This is a genomic window from Mesorhizobium shonense (assembly GCF_040545255.1).
Lineage (GTDB): Bacteria > Pseudomonadota > Alphaproteobacteria > Rhizobiales > Rhizobiaceae > Mesorhizobium > Mesorhizobium shonense.
Window position 1 is genome coordinate 465,483 of record NZ_JBEPLM010000002.1, and the last position, 13,446, is coordinate 478,928.

At 63.0% G+C, this 13,446-nt stretch carries 13 protein-coding genes; 6 read left to right on the forward strand and 7 right to left on the reverse strand.

All coding sequences use genetic code 11. The features are described from left to right. Positions 1–27: 27 nt before the first annotated feature. Positions 28–462: a DsrE family protein gene (locus tag ABID26_RS07680; protein ID WP_292298865.1), complete on the reverse strand. Its 435-nt coding sequence runs from the start codon at positions 460–462 to the stop codon at positions 28–30. Between the two features lie 107 nt (positions 463–569). Here ABID26_RS07680 and ABID26_RS07685 point away from each other — a divergent pair, with 107 nt between their 5' ends. The 3 genes from ABID26_RS07685 (at position 570) to ABID26_RS07695 (ending at position 2,360) form a co-directional block, all read left to right on the forward strand. After that, entirely contained in the window at positions 570–1,652 is a 1,083-nt protein-coding gene (locus tag ABID26_RS07685; RefSeq protein ID WP_292298863.1) for a hypothetical protein, read from the forward strand. Between the two features lie 79 nt (positions 1,653–1,731). Beyond that, positions 1,732–1,977: an antitoxin gene (locus ABID26_RS07690; protein ID WP_126098270.1), complete on the forward strand. Its 246-nt coding sequence runs from the start codon at positions 1,732–1,734 to the stop codon at positions 1,975–1,977. Beyond that, entirely contained in the window at positions 1,974–2,360 is a 387-nt protein-coding gene (locus ABID26_RS07695) for a type II toxin-antitoxin system VapC family toxin (protein ID WP_292298861.1), read from the forward strand. Before ABID26_RS07690 ends, ABID26_RS07695 begins: the two co-directional genes overlap by 4 nt. Before the next feature lie 2 nt (positions 2,361–2,362). Here the strand turns inward: ABID26_RS07695 and ABID26_RS07700 are convergent, their stop codons facing one another. The 5 genes from ABID26_RS07700 to ABID26_RS07720 form a co-directional block, all read right to left on the reverse strand. Then, positions 2,363–3,310 carry a cation diffusion facilitator family transporter gene (locus tag ABID26_RS07700; RefSeq protein ID WP_126098272.1) on the reverse strand — a complete coding sequence of 316 codons (948 nt, stop codon included), beginning with the start codon at positions 3,308–3,310 and terminating at the stop codon, positions 2,363–2,365. A 5-nt stretch (positions 3,311–3,315) separates the two neighbouring features. Further along, positions 3,316–5,505, reverse strand: a complete 2,190-nt coding sequence (locus ABID26_RS07705; RefSeq protein ID WP_292298858.1) for an anthranilate synthase — start codon at positions 5,503–5,505, stop codon at positions 3,316–3,318. Between the two features lie 289 nt (positions 5,506–5,794). Then, on the reverse strand, positions 5,795–6,850 hold the full coding sequence (locus tag ABID26_RS07710; protein ID WP_126098274.1) for a M14 family metallopeptidase: 1,056 nt from the start codon (positions 6,848–6,850) through the stop codon (positions 5,795–5,797). 168 nt (positions 6,851–7,018) lie between these two features. Continuing rightward, a complete protein-coding gene (locus ABID26_RS07715) occupies positions 7,019–8,395 on the reverse strand; it encodes an FAD-containing oxidoreductase (protein ID WP_126098275.1) in 1,377 nt (458 codons plus the stop codon). After that, entirely contained in the window at positions 8,392–8,853 is a 462-nt protein-coding gene (locus tag ABID26_RS07720) for a DUF4126 domain-containing protein (RefSeq protein ID WP_126098276.1), read from the reverse strand. The genes ABID26_RS07715 and ABID26_RS07720 overlap by 4 nt, the downstream gene beginning before the upstream one ends. Positions 8,854–9,089: 236 nt before the next feature. Here ABID26_RS07720 and ABID26_RS07725 point away from each other — a divergent pair, with 236 nt between their 5' ends. Next, positions 9,090–9,644 (forward strand): sugar O-acetyltransferase, encoded by a 555-nt coding sequence (locus ABID26_RS07725; RefSeq protein ID WP_292298853.1) that lies wholly within the window; start codon positions 9,090–9,092, stop codon positions 9,642–9,644. A gap of 29 nt (positions 9,645–9,673) precedes the next feature. On the opposite strand, the gene ABID26_RS07730 is transcribed toward ABID26_RS07725, so the two are convergent. Then, positions 9,674–10,672: a helix-turn-helix domain-containing protein gene (locus ABID26_RS07730; RefSeq protein ID WP_126098278.1), complete on the reverse strand. Its 999-nt coding sequence runs from the start codon at positions 10,670–10,672 to the stop codon at positions 9,674–9,676. Between the two features lie 123 nt (positions 10,673–10,795). Between ABID26_RS07730 and ABID26_RS07735 the strand changes: the two genes are divergently transcribed. Next, positions 10,796–11,437: a cysteine hydrolase family protein gene (locus ABID26_RS07735; RefSeq protein WP_292298851.1), complete on the forward strand. Its 642-nt coding sequence runs from the start codon at positions 10,796–10,798 to the stop codon at positions 11,435–11,437. A 561-nt stretch (positions 11,438–11,998) separates the two neighbouring features. Continuing rightward, complete coding sequence (locus ABID26_RS07740; protein WP_354414775.1) at positions 11,999–13,378, forward strand: hypothetical protein; 1,380 nt, start codon at positions 11,999–12,001, stop codon at positions 13,376–13,378. Positions 13,379–13,446: the final 68 nt, after the last annotated feature.

Here is a 13,446-nt window from a genome sequence, read left to right on the forward strand (position 1 = left end):
GTCAAGAAACGAAACCAGGGCGCGAGATCAGGGCCGGAGATAGACATAGCCCTGGCGCTGCAGCTCCGCGAGCTTGACGACGCCACCCTTGTCGGCGACATGGAAGCCGGCGAGCAGATCGGCAAGCGCGATATCCATGCCGCGCATCGTGTTGCCGCAAGCCTGTGGAAGGAGCCCCTGCTGGACAAGGCCGGCAAAGCGGCTGGACGTCGCGCCGGAAGCGCTGTTCGCCTTGAAGGCGGCGAGGGCCGGACCGTGCACGACCAGCACGATCTCGACATCGCCGCCGGTGCCCTCATAGTGGTTCTTGATGTTGCCGAGGACGAAATTGACCTTGTCGGCGTCGCTGAGGTGATAGGCGACCTTCAGCCTGTCCTCGCCCGTGGCGGCGCTCGCTTGGCGCAGACCGAAAAGACCCGCTGCGGCGGCAAAACCGGCGCGGAAAATGTCACGGCGCAGCATCACGTCCTCCTCAGCTGCCTGCTTGCCCACAATTTGCGTGGCCGAGGCTGCGAACCTAGACTAGCATAAATCTCGGGCACGTCCTGTCGGTGCGAGGAGAGGATCACATGACGTCGTGGATGGTGGGGGGCGCGGCGCTGGGTGCCGCGTTGTTTGTTGTCGGCGCGGCGCTTGCCGATGATGCTCTCAAGCTCACCGAATTGAGCCCGAATGGCGCCGATGCCTGTTTCGGCCGTGTCTACGATGCCGCGCACCTCAAGGCGCATCCGCACCAGAAGGTGGCGCGCATTTTCTTCTACTATGGCCATGATCCGGTCAGCCGGCCGAACGAGGAGCCGAGCACGCTCGGCGACGCCGCCTACAACGGCTTCCTCACCACGACGGTGCGCGGCGCCAAGAAGCCGGAATGGGCGGCCGGCTGGTGCAACAGGGAGGATGCGAACGACAAGGCTAGCGGCATCCGTTGCGGCATGGAATGCGACCGCACGCTCGCCTCGCTGAAGGTCGACGACAAGGGCCGGCTGATCCTCTCCAACGTGCAGCCTGACGTGTACCTCGACGCCGGCGCGGAGGAAGATCTCGGCAAAGCGGAGTACAACAAGCAGGCGCTGGGCAGCGAGGACGACAATTTCCGTCTCGATCCGATGCCGGCTGACACCTGCAAGGCGGAGTTCGCGCGCATCGATCCGATCGATCCGGCGCTTGGGGCCCCGCTGCGCGAGCGGCTGAAGTCCGATCAGCCCTTCTGCTTCGGGCGTGACTACGACGATGCGCATCTGAAGTCGCATCCCAACCAGTTGACGCAATCGATCCGCGTCTTCCGCGGACCCATCGAGCTCGCCTCCTTCGCCGCCGGGGGCGATGCCGCGAACTGGCCCGACGGGGCGGATATCGCCGTTTCGATGACGACCAGGAACAAGGGCGCCAAGGTCACCCAGACCTATTCCTGCCAGGGCGAGGCCGATCAGTGGCGCTGCTCGGCCAGCTCGAAGATGAGCGATTTTGCCTGCGACATCTCGCAGAAGGAGATTTTTCTCAAGCGCGGCGCCAGCGGCACGATGATGCTGGCCAATCCCAACAATGCGCTTGCCATCGTCGACCTCTGCTCGAAGGCAGCGGGTGGCAAGACGAAATCCGACGACAAGATCTATAGGCTGAACCCGATGCCGCAGTCGGCTTGCACACCGTGAGATATTTCGGGACGGATCGCCTTGTCCATGTTGGTGCGATGCTATATATTTTTGCTAGATATCAATGGATTTGCTTGCGATGAACAAAGCAAAAATATTCTGGTCAGGCCGCTCGCAGGCCGTCCGCCTGCCGAAGGAGTTTCGTTTTGAAACTGACGAGGTTTCGATCCGCCGTCATGGGCAGACTGTCGTTCTTGAACCTCTTCCGCAAGATTGGGCATGGCTCGATCAAGTGATCGGGACACTTGACGACGATTTTGTCGATGCGGCGGAGGAAAGGGTAGAGGAGCAGAAACGGCCCGCTCTCGGCGACGTCTTCAAGTGATCTATCTGCTCGATACCAATGCTGTCATCGCCATCATGAAGGGCGATGATGATTTGCTGAAAGTGCTCAAGCGAAACAAGGCGCAAGATTTTGTGCTTTCGGCCATCGTTGCGCACGAGCTCTATTATGGGGCCTACAGAGGCCAGCGAACGGAACAGAATCTCGCACGACTGGACGCACTTCTGTTCCCGGTACTCGAATTCGATCGGGAAGATGCGCGGCACGCCGGCGAGATTCGGGCGATGCTGGCGGTATCGGGAACTCCAATTGGTCCCTTTGATGTGCTTATTGGAGGCCAAGCACGTGCCCGCAGCCTGACGTTGATGACACGAAATGTTCGCGAGTTCGAGCGGATTAAGAATCTGGCTATCGAGACCTGGTGACTTCAGGCGAACGGCACCGCCGTCGTGCCTTTCGGCAGCTTCGCCTCGTCGTCCGGCTCGACATGGATGGTGACGCGCACCGAGGGGATCTCGGCCTTCAGCGCGTCCTCGATGCGGTCGCAGATGACGTGGCTGGCGCCGACCGTCATGTCGGCATCGACAACCAGGTGGAACTCGATGAAGGTCGCGCGCCCGGCGATGCGCGTCTTGAGGTCATGCACCTCCAGCGCGCCCTTCGAATTGGCCGAGATGATGTCGCGGATCTGCATATGCTCTTGCGTGTCCACGGCGCGGTCCATCAGGCCGCTCATCGACGAGCCGATGACATGCCAGCCCTGCCACAGGATGTTGAGCGCGACGATGACGGCAAGCGCCGGATCGAGGATCTGCCAGCCGGTGAGCACGGCGCCGACAAGACCGCCGAACACGCCGACCGACGTCACCACGTCGGTCATTATGTGCTGGCCGTCGGCAACGAGGGCCGGCGACTTCGCGTTCCGTCCGGTACGGATCAGCGTCCAAGCCCAGAGCGCATTGACCACGGTTGCCACGCCGTTGACGGCAAGGCCTTTCCAGGGCTGCTCGAGCGGGGCCGGATGCTGCCAGGATCGCCAGACCTCGTTGAGGATCAGGAGTGCTGCGACGACGATCAGCACGCCCTCGAGAACGGCCGAGAAATACTCGGCCTTGTGATGGCCGAAAGGATGGTCCTGGTCGGCAGGCTTGTAGCTGACCTGGATCGCCCAGAAGGCGGCGGCCGACGCGATGACGTTGACGATCGATTCCGCCGCGTCTGAATAAAGCGCGACGGAGCCGGTGATGTACCAGGCGGCGACCTTGAGGGCGAGCACGACGCCGGCGACGACGATCGACCAGAAGGCGAGCCTTTCGACCTTTTGCCTTGTCGCGGCTTTCGCCGCGGCCGTCGTCGTCTCCTGCGCTTCGGTCATCGTCCCTACGCGGCCTTTTCCTTGGCCTTGCGCGGCAGATGCGCGACGATGTTCTCGATGATGCGCATGCCGGCATTTTGCCCGAGCGTCATGATCGATTCCGGATGGAACTGCACGGCGGCGATCGGCTCCTTGCGATGCTCGAAGGCCATTATGATGCCGTCTTCGGTCTCGGCGGTGACGACGAAATCGTCCGGCAGGCGCACCGGATCGGCGAAGATCGAATGGTAGCGGCCGACCGTCACTTCCTTCGGCAACCCAGAGAAGATGATGCCGGGCTTCGAGACGCGGATGCGCGAGGGTTTGCCGTGCATCGGGATGTGCAGTTGCCTCAACTCGCCGCCATAGGCTTCGGCCAGCGCCTGCAGGCCCAGGCAGACGCCGAAGACCGGCAGGTCGCGAGCGCGCGCCCTTTTGATGGTGGCGGCGCAATCGAAATCCTTCGGCGTGCCCGGTCCGGGCGACAGCACGACGAGATCGGGCTTCAGCCTCTCGAAGACCTCTTCGGGCACCGGGGTGCGCACGGTGGAAACATTGGCGCCGGTCTGGCGGAAATAGTTGGCCAGAGTGTGAACGAAAGAGTCCTCGTGGTCGACGAGCAGGATGTTGACGCCGTCGCCGACGCGCGCGGTGGTGCGTTCAGTGCCTGCGGCGTTGCCGGTCTTGGCGTCGCGGATGGCGGAGAGCATGGCGGATGCCTTCAGTTCGGTTTCGGCTTCTTCTTCCTCTGGAACGCTGTCGAAGAGCAGCGTCGCTCCGGCACGCACTTCGGCGATGCCGTCCTTGATGCGGATGGTGCGCAGCGTCAGACCGGTGTTCATGTCGCCGTTGAAGTTGACCATGCCGATGGCGCCGCCATACCAGGCGCGCGGGCTCTTCTCGTTCTGCTCGATGAAGCGCATGGCCCAGAGCTTCGGCGCGCCGGTGACGGTGACCGCCCAGGCGTGCGACAGGAAGGCGTCGAAGGCGTCCATGCCCTCGCGCAGCCGCCCCTCGATGTGGTCGACGGTGTGGATCAGGCGCGAATACATCTCGATCTGGCGGCGGCCGATGACGCGCACCGAGCCCGGCTCGCAGACGCGCGACTTGTCGTTGCGGTCGACGTCCGAGCACATGGTGAGCTCGGACTCGTCCTTCTTGGAGTTGAGCAGCTTGAGGATCTGCTCGCTGTCGGAGATCGCGTCGTCGCCGCGCTTGATGGTGCCGGAGATCGGGCAGGTCTCGACGCGCCGGCCGTTGACGCGCACGAACATCTCGGGCGAGGCGCCGATCAGATATTCGTTTTCGCCGAGATTGATGAAGAAGGAATAGGGCGAGGGATTAATCGACTTCAGCTTGCGGGAAATGTCGGAAGGCTGGGTCTCGCAGCGCTCGTAGAACATCTGGCCGGGCACGACCTCGAACAGGTCGCCGCGCTTGAAGCTCTCCATGGCCCGGCGCACGAGGTTCGCGTATTCGCCCGGTTCGTGGTCGCCGCGCGGCGGGATGCGGTCGGCGGTCTTGAAGGGCTCGACATGGGCGTCGCGCGCCAAGCCTTCCGTCGAAAAACCTTCGCCGGAATAGTCGTAGCGGTCGGTCCAGGCCTTGGTCGAATAGTGGTCGACGACCAGAATCTCGTCAGGCAGGAAGAGCACCAGGTCGCGCTGGCTTTGCTTGCGCTCGAGCTTGTAGTCGACAGGGTCGAACTGGAAGGCGAGGTCGTAGCCGAAGGCGCCGTAAAGGCCGAGATTGGCGTCCTCGGCGGTCTTGAACAAAGCGGTGATGGCGCGCAGCACCGTGAAAACGGACGGAACGCGACTGCGCTCCTCTTCGGTGAAGACGCGGCCCGGCCTGGCGACATCGAGGCGGATGAGCTTTTTCGAGGCCTCGGCGATCGTCACCTCGCTCAACGCTGCGAGCGTCTTGCCGATCACCGGCAACAGTGCTTCGCCACGGGCGTTCAGCGCCTCGATGCGCACAGCGCGGCCGCGCGCCGAGATCACTAGCGGCGGGTCGATGATGGCCGTGTCCCAGCGCGTGTATCGGCCCGGATATTCGTAGTTGGAGGAAAACACCGCGCCGCGGCGGGAATTCAGGCCATCGACATAGGCATCGATCGCGCCCTCATAGGGCCTGTCATGGCGCTCGCGGGTGATCGTCACCCCGCCCGCGGTGACGAAGCGCTCGGCCCCGTTGTCCAGAACTTTAGTCGTCATTGCCGTCTCCATCAGCGTTTTGGGCAACGGACCCGGGAATGGCTTGAAAAAACAAATGGCCGCCCGGACATTCCGTTGCGGCCACCCTCTCTTTACGCACGCGCGTTCGAACCGGCCGCTGTCAGCGAGCCCACCACCAAACGGTCTTGTTCGAACGCATGTTCATGGCGACTCCCATAGCGGCGAATGGCGACCCGCGCAACTGGATTTCGTGGAGACGGTGAAGAGGGCGGCCTTTGTTTGGTGCATGTCGTTCGCCTAAACCGCAGCGCAGTTTGGGCGACATGCGTTAGTCCTCAAGCGTGCCGGAGCGCGCGTCGTCGCTTCGCTTGTCGCCTGCCAGCTTCAGCAAATCCTCGCCGGCGCGGATGATGCGGCGGGAACGCCGGGTCAGGATGAAACCCGACTGCGGCGCGAAGACCTCGGTGCGGCCGCCGACTTCGCCGGGCGCGTGGACGATCGTCGCCAGCCTGTCGCCCTTGGCGACGCGGTCACCCGGCTTGACGTCGTAAAGGATGGCGCCGGCCCTGGGCGAGGGCATCATGTCGATGTTTTCCAGCGGCACGACGGCGCCGGTGAAGCTGCTCGCTTTCAGAACGGACGGATCCTGTACCACGCCACGCGTGACCAAGAGTCGATAGAGCCCTTGGGCATCGGACGCGGCCAAGGCGCCGTCGACGTCGAGCATGCCGCGATATTCGACCGTGGTGGCGACGCGCCGGTCGAAGCGCGACACACTTGCCGGCACATTCTGATAGGGCATGATCGAGGCGCCTTCGAAGGTGCCGCTGCTGTCCTCGTTCCATAACAAGACGGCATCGACGCCCATGGCCGCCGCGCAGTCGGCCATCGCCGGCCACAGGCTGGCGTGGATGTAGAGATAGGCAAGGCCTTCGTCGTCGCAATGGAGATCGAGCACGATGTCGCGGCCAAGCGAGAGCTCGACGAGCCGGTGCTTCAGCCGGCGGTCGGCGCCGCCGAGGCTGACGTCCGGCAAAAGCTCGGCGTGCGGCGCTGCAAGCAGCGGGAAGGCACGGTTGAAATTGGTGCGGGTACCGAGATTGAAGCGGCCCTGGTGCTCGCCGAAATGATATTGCGCCCGGCCGATCGGATTGGCCCACGGCACGACGGTGATGGCGCCCCTGATGCGGCTCTCGGCCTCGGCCTTGGTCAGCATCGGCATCAGCGCGTCGATGGCGACGACGCCCGGCAATTCGCCGGCATGCAGGGCGGCCTGGAGATAGGCGGTCGGAGCCGACTTGTCCGCGCCCTCGAAGCGGAAAACCGGGAATTCGTAAGCAACGCCTTCGCTGTCGCCGGCGATGCGCTCGATCGTCTTCTGCATGAGGTGCCTCCGATAGAGAGGCCAGACATGCATGTTTGCGGCTCGACTGTCGAGTGGTCCAGCCGGGCCGGGCTGTCGGCTCAGACTGTTACCCGGCGGGCGGATCTGCGGCGCTGTGCACGGTTGAGCGCCAGCGCAGCCCAGCGGCCTGAGGCGGCTTATCCAGCCTCAGGCCAGCGGCTTCAGTTCCTGGGCAATGGTCGGCAGCAGCTCCGAGACATTGGGGTGGATGTGCATGGCGCGCGCCAGCGTCGAGATCGGCGCTTTGGCGTACATGAGGTCGAGCACCGAGTGGATCGCCTCGTCGCCGCCCGGGCCGAGGACCGAGCAGCCGAGGATTTCGCCGGTGTCGGCATCGGCCAGGATCTTCATGAAACCCTGCGTCTCGCCCTTTTCGACGGCGCGGCCGACACGGGTCATCGGCCGCTGGCCGATCAGCGCTCGGCGGCCGGATTTCTTCACCGCCGCCTCCGTCATGCCGCAGCGGCCGAGCGGCGGATCGATGTAGAGCGCATAGGCCTCGATGCGGTCGCTGACCTTGCGTGGATCGTTGTCGAGCAGATTGGCGGCAACGATCTCGTAGTCGTTGTAGGAGGTATGGGTGAAGGCGCCCCTGCCGTTGCAATCGCCCATCGCCCAGATGCCGGGCACGCTGGTGCGCAGTTGGTCGTCGACGACGATGTAGCCGCGCTGGTCGACCTTGACGCCTGCCTTGTCGAGACCAAGATCGTCGGTGTTGGGGACGCGCCCAAGCGCGAGCAGCACATGCGAGCCGACCGCCGGCGGCTGGCCGGCGGAAAAGGTCACGGCGATCTCGTTGCCCTTCCTGGCAAAGCCGATGTCGTCGGCGCCGACATGGACGGCAATGTCTTCGTTTTCGAGGACGGACTGGATCGCGGCCGAGACGTCCTCGTCCTCGCGGCCGGCCAGCCGAAGCGCTTTCTCGATCACCGTGACCTCGGATCCGAAGCGGCGGAACATCTGCGCGAATTCGAGCGAGATGTAGCTGCCGCCGACGACGATAAGATGGCTGGGCAGCACATCGAGATCCATCATCGAGGAATTGGTGAGATAGCGGATGTCGTTGACGCCGGGCAGGTCAGGCACGGAGGCACGGCCGCCGGTGTTGAGGAAGATCTTTGGCGCGGTCAGCAGGTCGTCGCCGACGCGCACGGTGTCGGCGGATTCAAAACGGGCATGGCCGCGATAAAGCGCGCAGCCCTTCATTCCGGCGATCCAGCTTTCGAGATTGCCGCGGGCGTCGTTCGTGACCTTGTCCTTGCGCGCCTTGATCCTCTGATAGTCGACACCGACGGGACCGGAAAGCGCCACGCCATAGTCGGTCGCGCGGCGGGCTAGATGCGCGGCATAGGCGCTCGCCACCATTGTCTTGGTCGGCATGCAGCCGGTGTTGACGCAGGTGCCGCCGACGAATTTGCGCTCGATCAGCGCGACATTCATGCCGGCGGCCTCGAGCCGGCCGGCGAGCGGTGGACCGGCCTGGCCGGCACCGATGACGATGGCGTCGAAGCGCTTCGCCGTCATGCCACGGCCGCCACGATAAGCAGGCCGCCGATGATCGCGACCGCGTCCTCGATGAAGGCAGCCGGCGGATCCTTGCCGAAGGCGGCTGCCATGCGTGCACGAACTTCCGCGCCGCCCAGCGTGCCGATCACCGCGCCGATCGCGCCGGCGATCAGGCCGCCGATGGTGGCGCCGGCAGTGGCGCCGATCACCGCGCCGCAGAAGGCGCCAACGACGATGCGCGTGCCGAATTGCTGCGGCACCTTGCGACTCGGCGTCGACGGCAGCTGGTCGGCGATGAGCTCGACGATCGCCATGATGGTGAAGATGCCGACGGCGATCCAGTGGCCCATGAAGCTCGCCCAGGTGCCGCCGACCGGCAGCCAGCCGAGCCAGGCGCCCCAGGCGGTGACGGCAAGCGCCGTTCCGACACGCAGGCCGGTGACGACACCAATCAGCAATGCAAGAATGTAAAGCATGCTCGACCCCCCTCAAATTCAGGGCCTCGCACGGCCCCGAGACGTCAGGCTAGCATAGGCCGGGCTTTTGGCCACGGCTTTTCCCTAAAGCGCGTCGCGATCTTTCAGATTCGCTCCATGCGCTTTTAGGTTTGTGATTTTACGCATCTCTTTGTCCCGAAACCGGTTCCCACTTTCGGGAGACATGCTTTGGGGGCGGATTGTGCTTGGCAGCAGGCGGCATCGGAGGAGCGGACATGACAAGCGAGCGCATGAAGATGGCGGCGGGCGAATGGTACACCTGCCTCGACCCGGAGCTGGAAGAGCTGCGCGATGCCGCTCGCGATGCCGTTTTCGAGCACAACGGCCTGCCGCCCCGGCAGCGCGGCGGCATCGGTCCCGCGTTGGCTGCGCTGCTCGGCGGCGCGGGCGAGGGGGCACGCATCGAGGCGCCGTTCCACTGCGCCTACGGCTTCAACCTGTTCCTCGGCGACGGCGTCTTCCTCAATGCCGGCTGCACCATCCTCGATACTGCGCCGGTCCGCATCGGCAAGAGGACGATGCTCGGGCCCAATGTGCAGATCTATTGCGCCGAACATCACCGCGAAGCCGCCGGCCGACGCGCCGGACTGGAGATCGCGAAGCCGGTGACGATCTGCGACGACGCCTGGATCGGCGGCAGCGCGGTGATCCTCGCCGGCGTCAACATCGGCAACGGCGCCATCGTCGGTGCCGGCGCGGTGGTGACGCGCGACGTGCCGGCCAATGCGACCGTCGTCGGCAATCCGGCGCGGGCGGTCACACGCCGTTGAGGGCGACCTGAACGCTCCAGTATTTGTTCTTACGCAATTCCGGACGCAAAACCGCTCAGCACCTTTCCTGGAATTGCTCTTGAGAATTCGCGCCGATACTGCATGGGCGAGGTCTTGAGCCGCGCGGCGAAATGCTGGCGCAGCGAGGTCGCGCTGCCGAAGCCGGCCTCGAAGGCCACCATATCCATCGACTTGTCCGTCTGCTCCAGCAGCCTCTGCGCCAGCGCCACGCGCTGGTCGGCCAGCCAGTCGCCGAAGCTGGTGCCGGTCGTCTTCTGGAAGCGGCGCGTGAAGGTGCGGCGGGTAAGGCCTGCCGCTTCGGCGACGTTGTCCAGGCTGTGGGTTTCGCCGAGCGTTGCCCGCACGTCGTCGAGAGCCTTGGCGAACCGGTCGACGCTCGGCGTCGGCGCGAGCGGGCGTTCGATGAACTGAGCCTGTCCGCCTTGCCGGTGCGGCGAGAGCACGACGTGGCGGGCAAGCCGAAGCGCTGCCTCGGCGCCGTAGCGAGCCCGCACGATGTGCAGACAGCAGTCGAGACCCGCAGCGACGCCGGCGGAGGTGACGATATCGCCTTCATCGACATAGAGCACGTCGGCGTCGACAGCGATGTCGGGGTGAATGGCCTTGAGCTGATCGGTATAGGCCCAATGTGTGGTCGCCTTGCGTCCCGCCAGCAATCCGGCGGCGGCGATGGCGAAGGTGCCGAGGCACAGGCCCACGATCAGCGCGCCGCGTTCATGCGCCCGTTCGAGCGCTTGCTTGAGCGGCGCGGCCAGAGGGGCGTCGAGATCCTTCCAACTCGGAATGATGACGATATCAGCGTCGTCAAGCGCCGAAAGATCGTGCGGGACCGAAATGCTCAGACCGGCATCGGTATGAATAGGCCCTTGTTCGACTGCGCAGACGCGGAAGTCGAAGCGCGGCAGGCCAAGCTTCGTGCGGTCCGCGCCGAACACAAGGCAAGGCACGGAGAGGTGGAAGGGACTGATGCCATCGAAGGCGACGGCGGCAATGATCGGATTACGCATGGCAGACACCATTGGGTTGGGTTGAGTGTCCCAATTCTTTCGAATAATGTCAATCAGGCCACTTTCTATGTGTCGATGTTCGGCTAGCTTTGCGCCCATCAACCCGGTCGAAAGGAAATCGCCATGTCAGCACCAGCCACCCAGCCGCGCCGCGCGCTCGTCGTCGTCGACGTCCAGAACGACTATAACGGCGGCAATCTCGCCATCCAGCATCCGCCCTTCGCCGACAGCGTCGCCAACGTGGCGCGCGCCATGGACGCCGCGGCGGCGGCCGGCATCAAGATCGTCGTCGTCAAGCAGATGGCGCCGGAGACCTCGCCGATCTTCGCCAAGGGCAGCCATGGCGGCGAACTGCACCCTGAGATCGCCCGGCGTGCCCGCGACCACTATGTCGAAAAGACACTGCCCTCCGCCTTCACGGGCACGGATCTCGAGGACTGGCTGCGCACCAACCAGATCGATACGATCGCGGTCGTCGGCTACATGACGCATAATTGCGATCTGTCGACCATCATCCATGCCGTGCATATGGGGTTTGCCGTCGAGTTCCTCTCGGATGCCAGCGGCTCGGTGCCCTATGCCAACAGCGCCGGCTACGCGTCCGCCGAGGACATCCATCGCGTGGTGAGCGTCGTGCTGCAGTCGCGTTTCGCCGCGGTACTCAAGACCGCCGAATGGATCGACTGCCTGAAGACCGGCGCCCTGCCCGCACGCGACACCATCTATGCGTCGAACCAGCGGGCGCTGGCGCGCAACGCTGCCTAAAGCGCGTTTTGATTTTACGCATGTCTTTGTCCCGAAACCGGCCCCACTTTCGGGGGACATGCTTTAGCCCGACACAACAAAGGCGCCGCAGCGATGCGGCGCCCTTGTTTCCATGAAGATGCTTCCAGCGATCGCGATTTATCGCGCCCGGCATTTCTTTTTCGGGCAACTCGCTGCCCGAACAACGCCCCGTCGATCACAATTTTTGGCGTTGTGTTGAAGCAAATGGAAACCATGCAGAGAGTGATGTATTTCACAGACGTCACCGTCGTCTTGCCGCAAAATAGAATTTGAGCTTTAATTCAAGTTCGATTGGTAGGCTGTGGGGGCTGGCAATTGAAAGCGCGGGTTGCACGAAATGCGGTGGCCGCGGCGTTAGTTTGTGTTGCGACAACCCTGCCGCGGCCTGCTTTCGCTCAAGTTCCCCCGCACGCTCCAGGGACAATCTGTTTTACTCCGAATTTCTGGTGTTGGGCGCAGCCTCCAGGCCCGCCTGGATCGCCCTGTGGATGCCCTAGTCCCTATGGCTTTGTGCCTGGGTGGCTTGGCTGAGGAGGTCGCTTGGCGCCAACGACACAAGCCGAAAGCGTCGAGGATCTGCTCTTGGAAGCGGATCGGCTTGTCGCGGAGGCGGCAAGCAAGGGGAGGCCGCGGAACGAGAAACTCATATCCGCGCTAGAAAAAGTTACGGCACTTCCGGCGGAGCAAGGAAAGATTGATCACGCTGATGTTATTGCGCTGAAAGCTGAGATAGAAGCGGCGCAGTTATCCTTGAAGAGCGCTAACGACAACCTTGTCTCTCAAGGTATGGTCTATACCTGTATTTTTCTTTCAATGCTGCTCATGTTTCTGGTCGGATCTCTGTCTCTGGTATACAACAAGGGTGTCGCCTTGCTTTCAGAGGTGCAAACTTTGGCGGCACAGCAACCGGATCGCCGATTTGGTCAGCTGGAGCGGCAACTGCTTGTCGCTCAGGATGATCTGTTCTCCCCAGACCAGATGCAACTCGCGAGCCTTCCCGTTGAATTGGGTGGAAAGCCGGAAGACCCTAAGGTTCCAGCAAAAAGGCCGATCGACGAACTGGCGCGGGAATCGTCCTACCTGACGCTGCACGAACTTCGCGATCTGAATTTCAAGCTGAAATCCCTGGAAACAAGAGTGGGCGACTTCGAAAATTTGTCAGCCTCGCCATTTCCGGGAGTGTTGAAGCTCGAAACCTTCGTTGGTACGGCGATGGCGAGCGGCCGGAATTTTGTCGGGGCATTCAAAACCGCGGACGTCGCCACGGCCGGACCGCCTTCACCTGAAACGAAGCTGGCCGGTGCCGGCAATGCAGGGGCCGCCAAGGAACCGCCTGCCGGAAACGACACCATGAACTTCTTTTGTCGGGCTCAACCGGCGGCCAAACTGGAAAACAAAGACGGCAAAAGCGTCGACGGCGCTACGACGCAAGCAATATCCAAGGCCGAACTTGCGATGCAAGCCTCCGCCTCTCAGGTCCTTGGAATGGACATGAGAAAGATTGTCGATCAAGCCTGCAAGTATTCGCTGAACTATGTCTCGATGACGGTGCCATCGGTGGATTCGTGGGCTCTAAGGATAAAAGACGCCATCGATCCCTACGCCGTATGGATCTTGCCATGTCTTTATGCAGCCTTGGGCTCAATGATCTACTATATGAGACTTATTCTGGATACGACGCAACCAAATCCGCCGGTTTATCGCATAGCCCATCGTATGGCGCTGGCCGCGCTGGCTGGGATGATCCTGGCGTGGTTTTGGGGTCCGACGTTCGGCAGCAACAGCGAGTTCAAGTCCGTAGGTTTCGGCCTCTTCACCTTTGCTTTTATCGTTGGGTTCAGCATAGACGTCTTTTTTGCGCTGCTCGACCGTCTGGTTTTCATCTCCACGAACGCGATCAGCAAATTCGGCGGGAATTAGCGATCGGGGAACCGCAAGGAACGGCAGCGCGAGTTGCCAATCCTTGCTTCAAGCCAAGGCGCCTTCAC

What these genes read in the sequence shown, in the direction of transcription:
- ABID26_RS07680 (WP_292298865.1), bottom strand. Translation starts at nt 462, where the DNA reads ATGCTGCGCCGTGACATTTTCCGCGCCGGTTTTGCCGCCGCAGCGGGT.
- ABID26_RS07685 (WP_292298863.1), top strand. Translation starts at nt 570, where the DNA reads ATGACGTCGTGGATGGTGGGGGGCGCGGCGCTGGGTGCCGCGTTGTTT.
- ABID26_RS07690 (WP_126098270.1), top strand. Translation starts at nt 1,732, where the DNA reads ATGAACAAAGCAAAAATATTCTGGTCAGGCCGCTCGCAGGCCGTCCGC.
- ABID26_RS07700 (WP_126098272.1), bottom strand. Translation starts at nt 3,310, where the DNA reads ATGACCGAAGCGCAGGAGACGACGACGGCCGCGGCGAAAGCCGCGACA.
- ABID26_RS07705 (WP_292298858.1), bottom strand. Translation starts at nt 5,505, where the DNA reads ATGACGACTAAAGTTCTGGACAACGGGGCCGAGCGCTTCGTCACCGCG.
- ABID26_RS07710 (WP_126098274.1), bottom strand. Translation starts at nt 6,850, where the DNA reads ATGCAGAAGACGATCGAGCGCATCGCCGGCGACAGCGAAGGCGTTGCT.
- ABID26_RS07715 (WP_126098275.1), bottom strand. Translation starts at nt 8,395, where the DNA reads ATGACGGCGAAGCGCTTCGACGCCATCGTCATCGGTGCCGGCCAGGCC.
- ABID26_RS07720 (WP_126098276.1), bottom strand. Translation starts at nt 8,853, where the DNA reads ATGCTTTACATTCTTGCATTGCTGATTGGTGTCGTCACCGGCCTGCGT.
- ABID26_RS07725 (WP_292298853.1), top strand. Translation starts at nt 9,090, where the DNA reads ATGACAAGCGAGCGCATGAAGATGGCGGCGGGCGAATGGTACACCTGC.
- ABID26_RS07730 (WP_126098278.1), bottom strand. Translation starts at nt 10,672, where the DNA reads ATGCGTAATCCGATCATTGCCGCCGTCGCCTTCGATGGCATCAGTCCC.
- ABID26_RS07735 (WP_292298851.1), top strand. Translation starts at nt 10,796, where the DNA reads ATGTCAGCACCAGCCACCCAGCCGCGCCGCGCGCTCGTCGTCGTCGAC.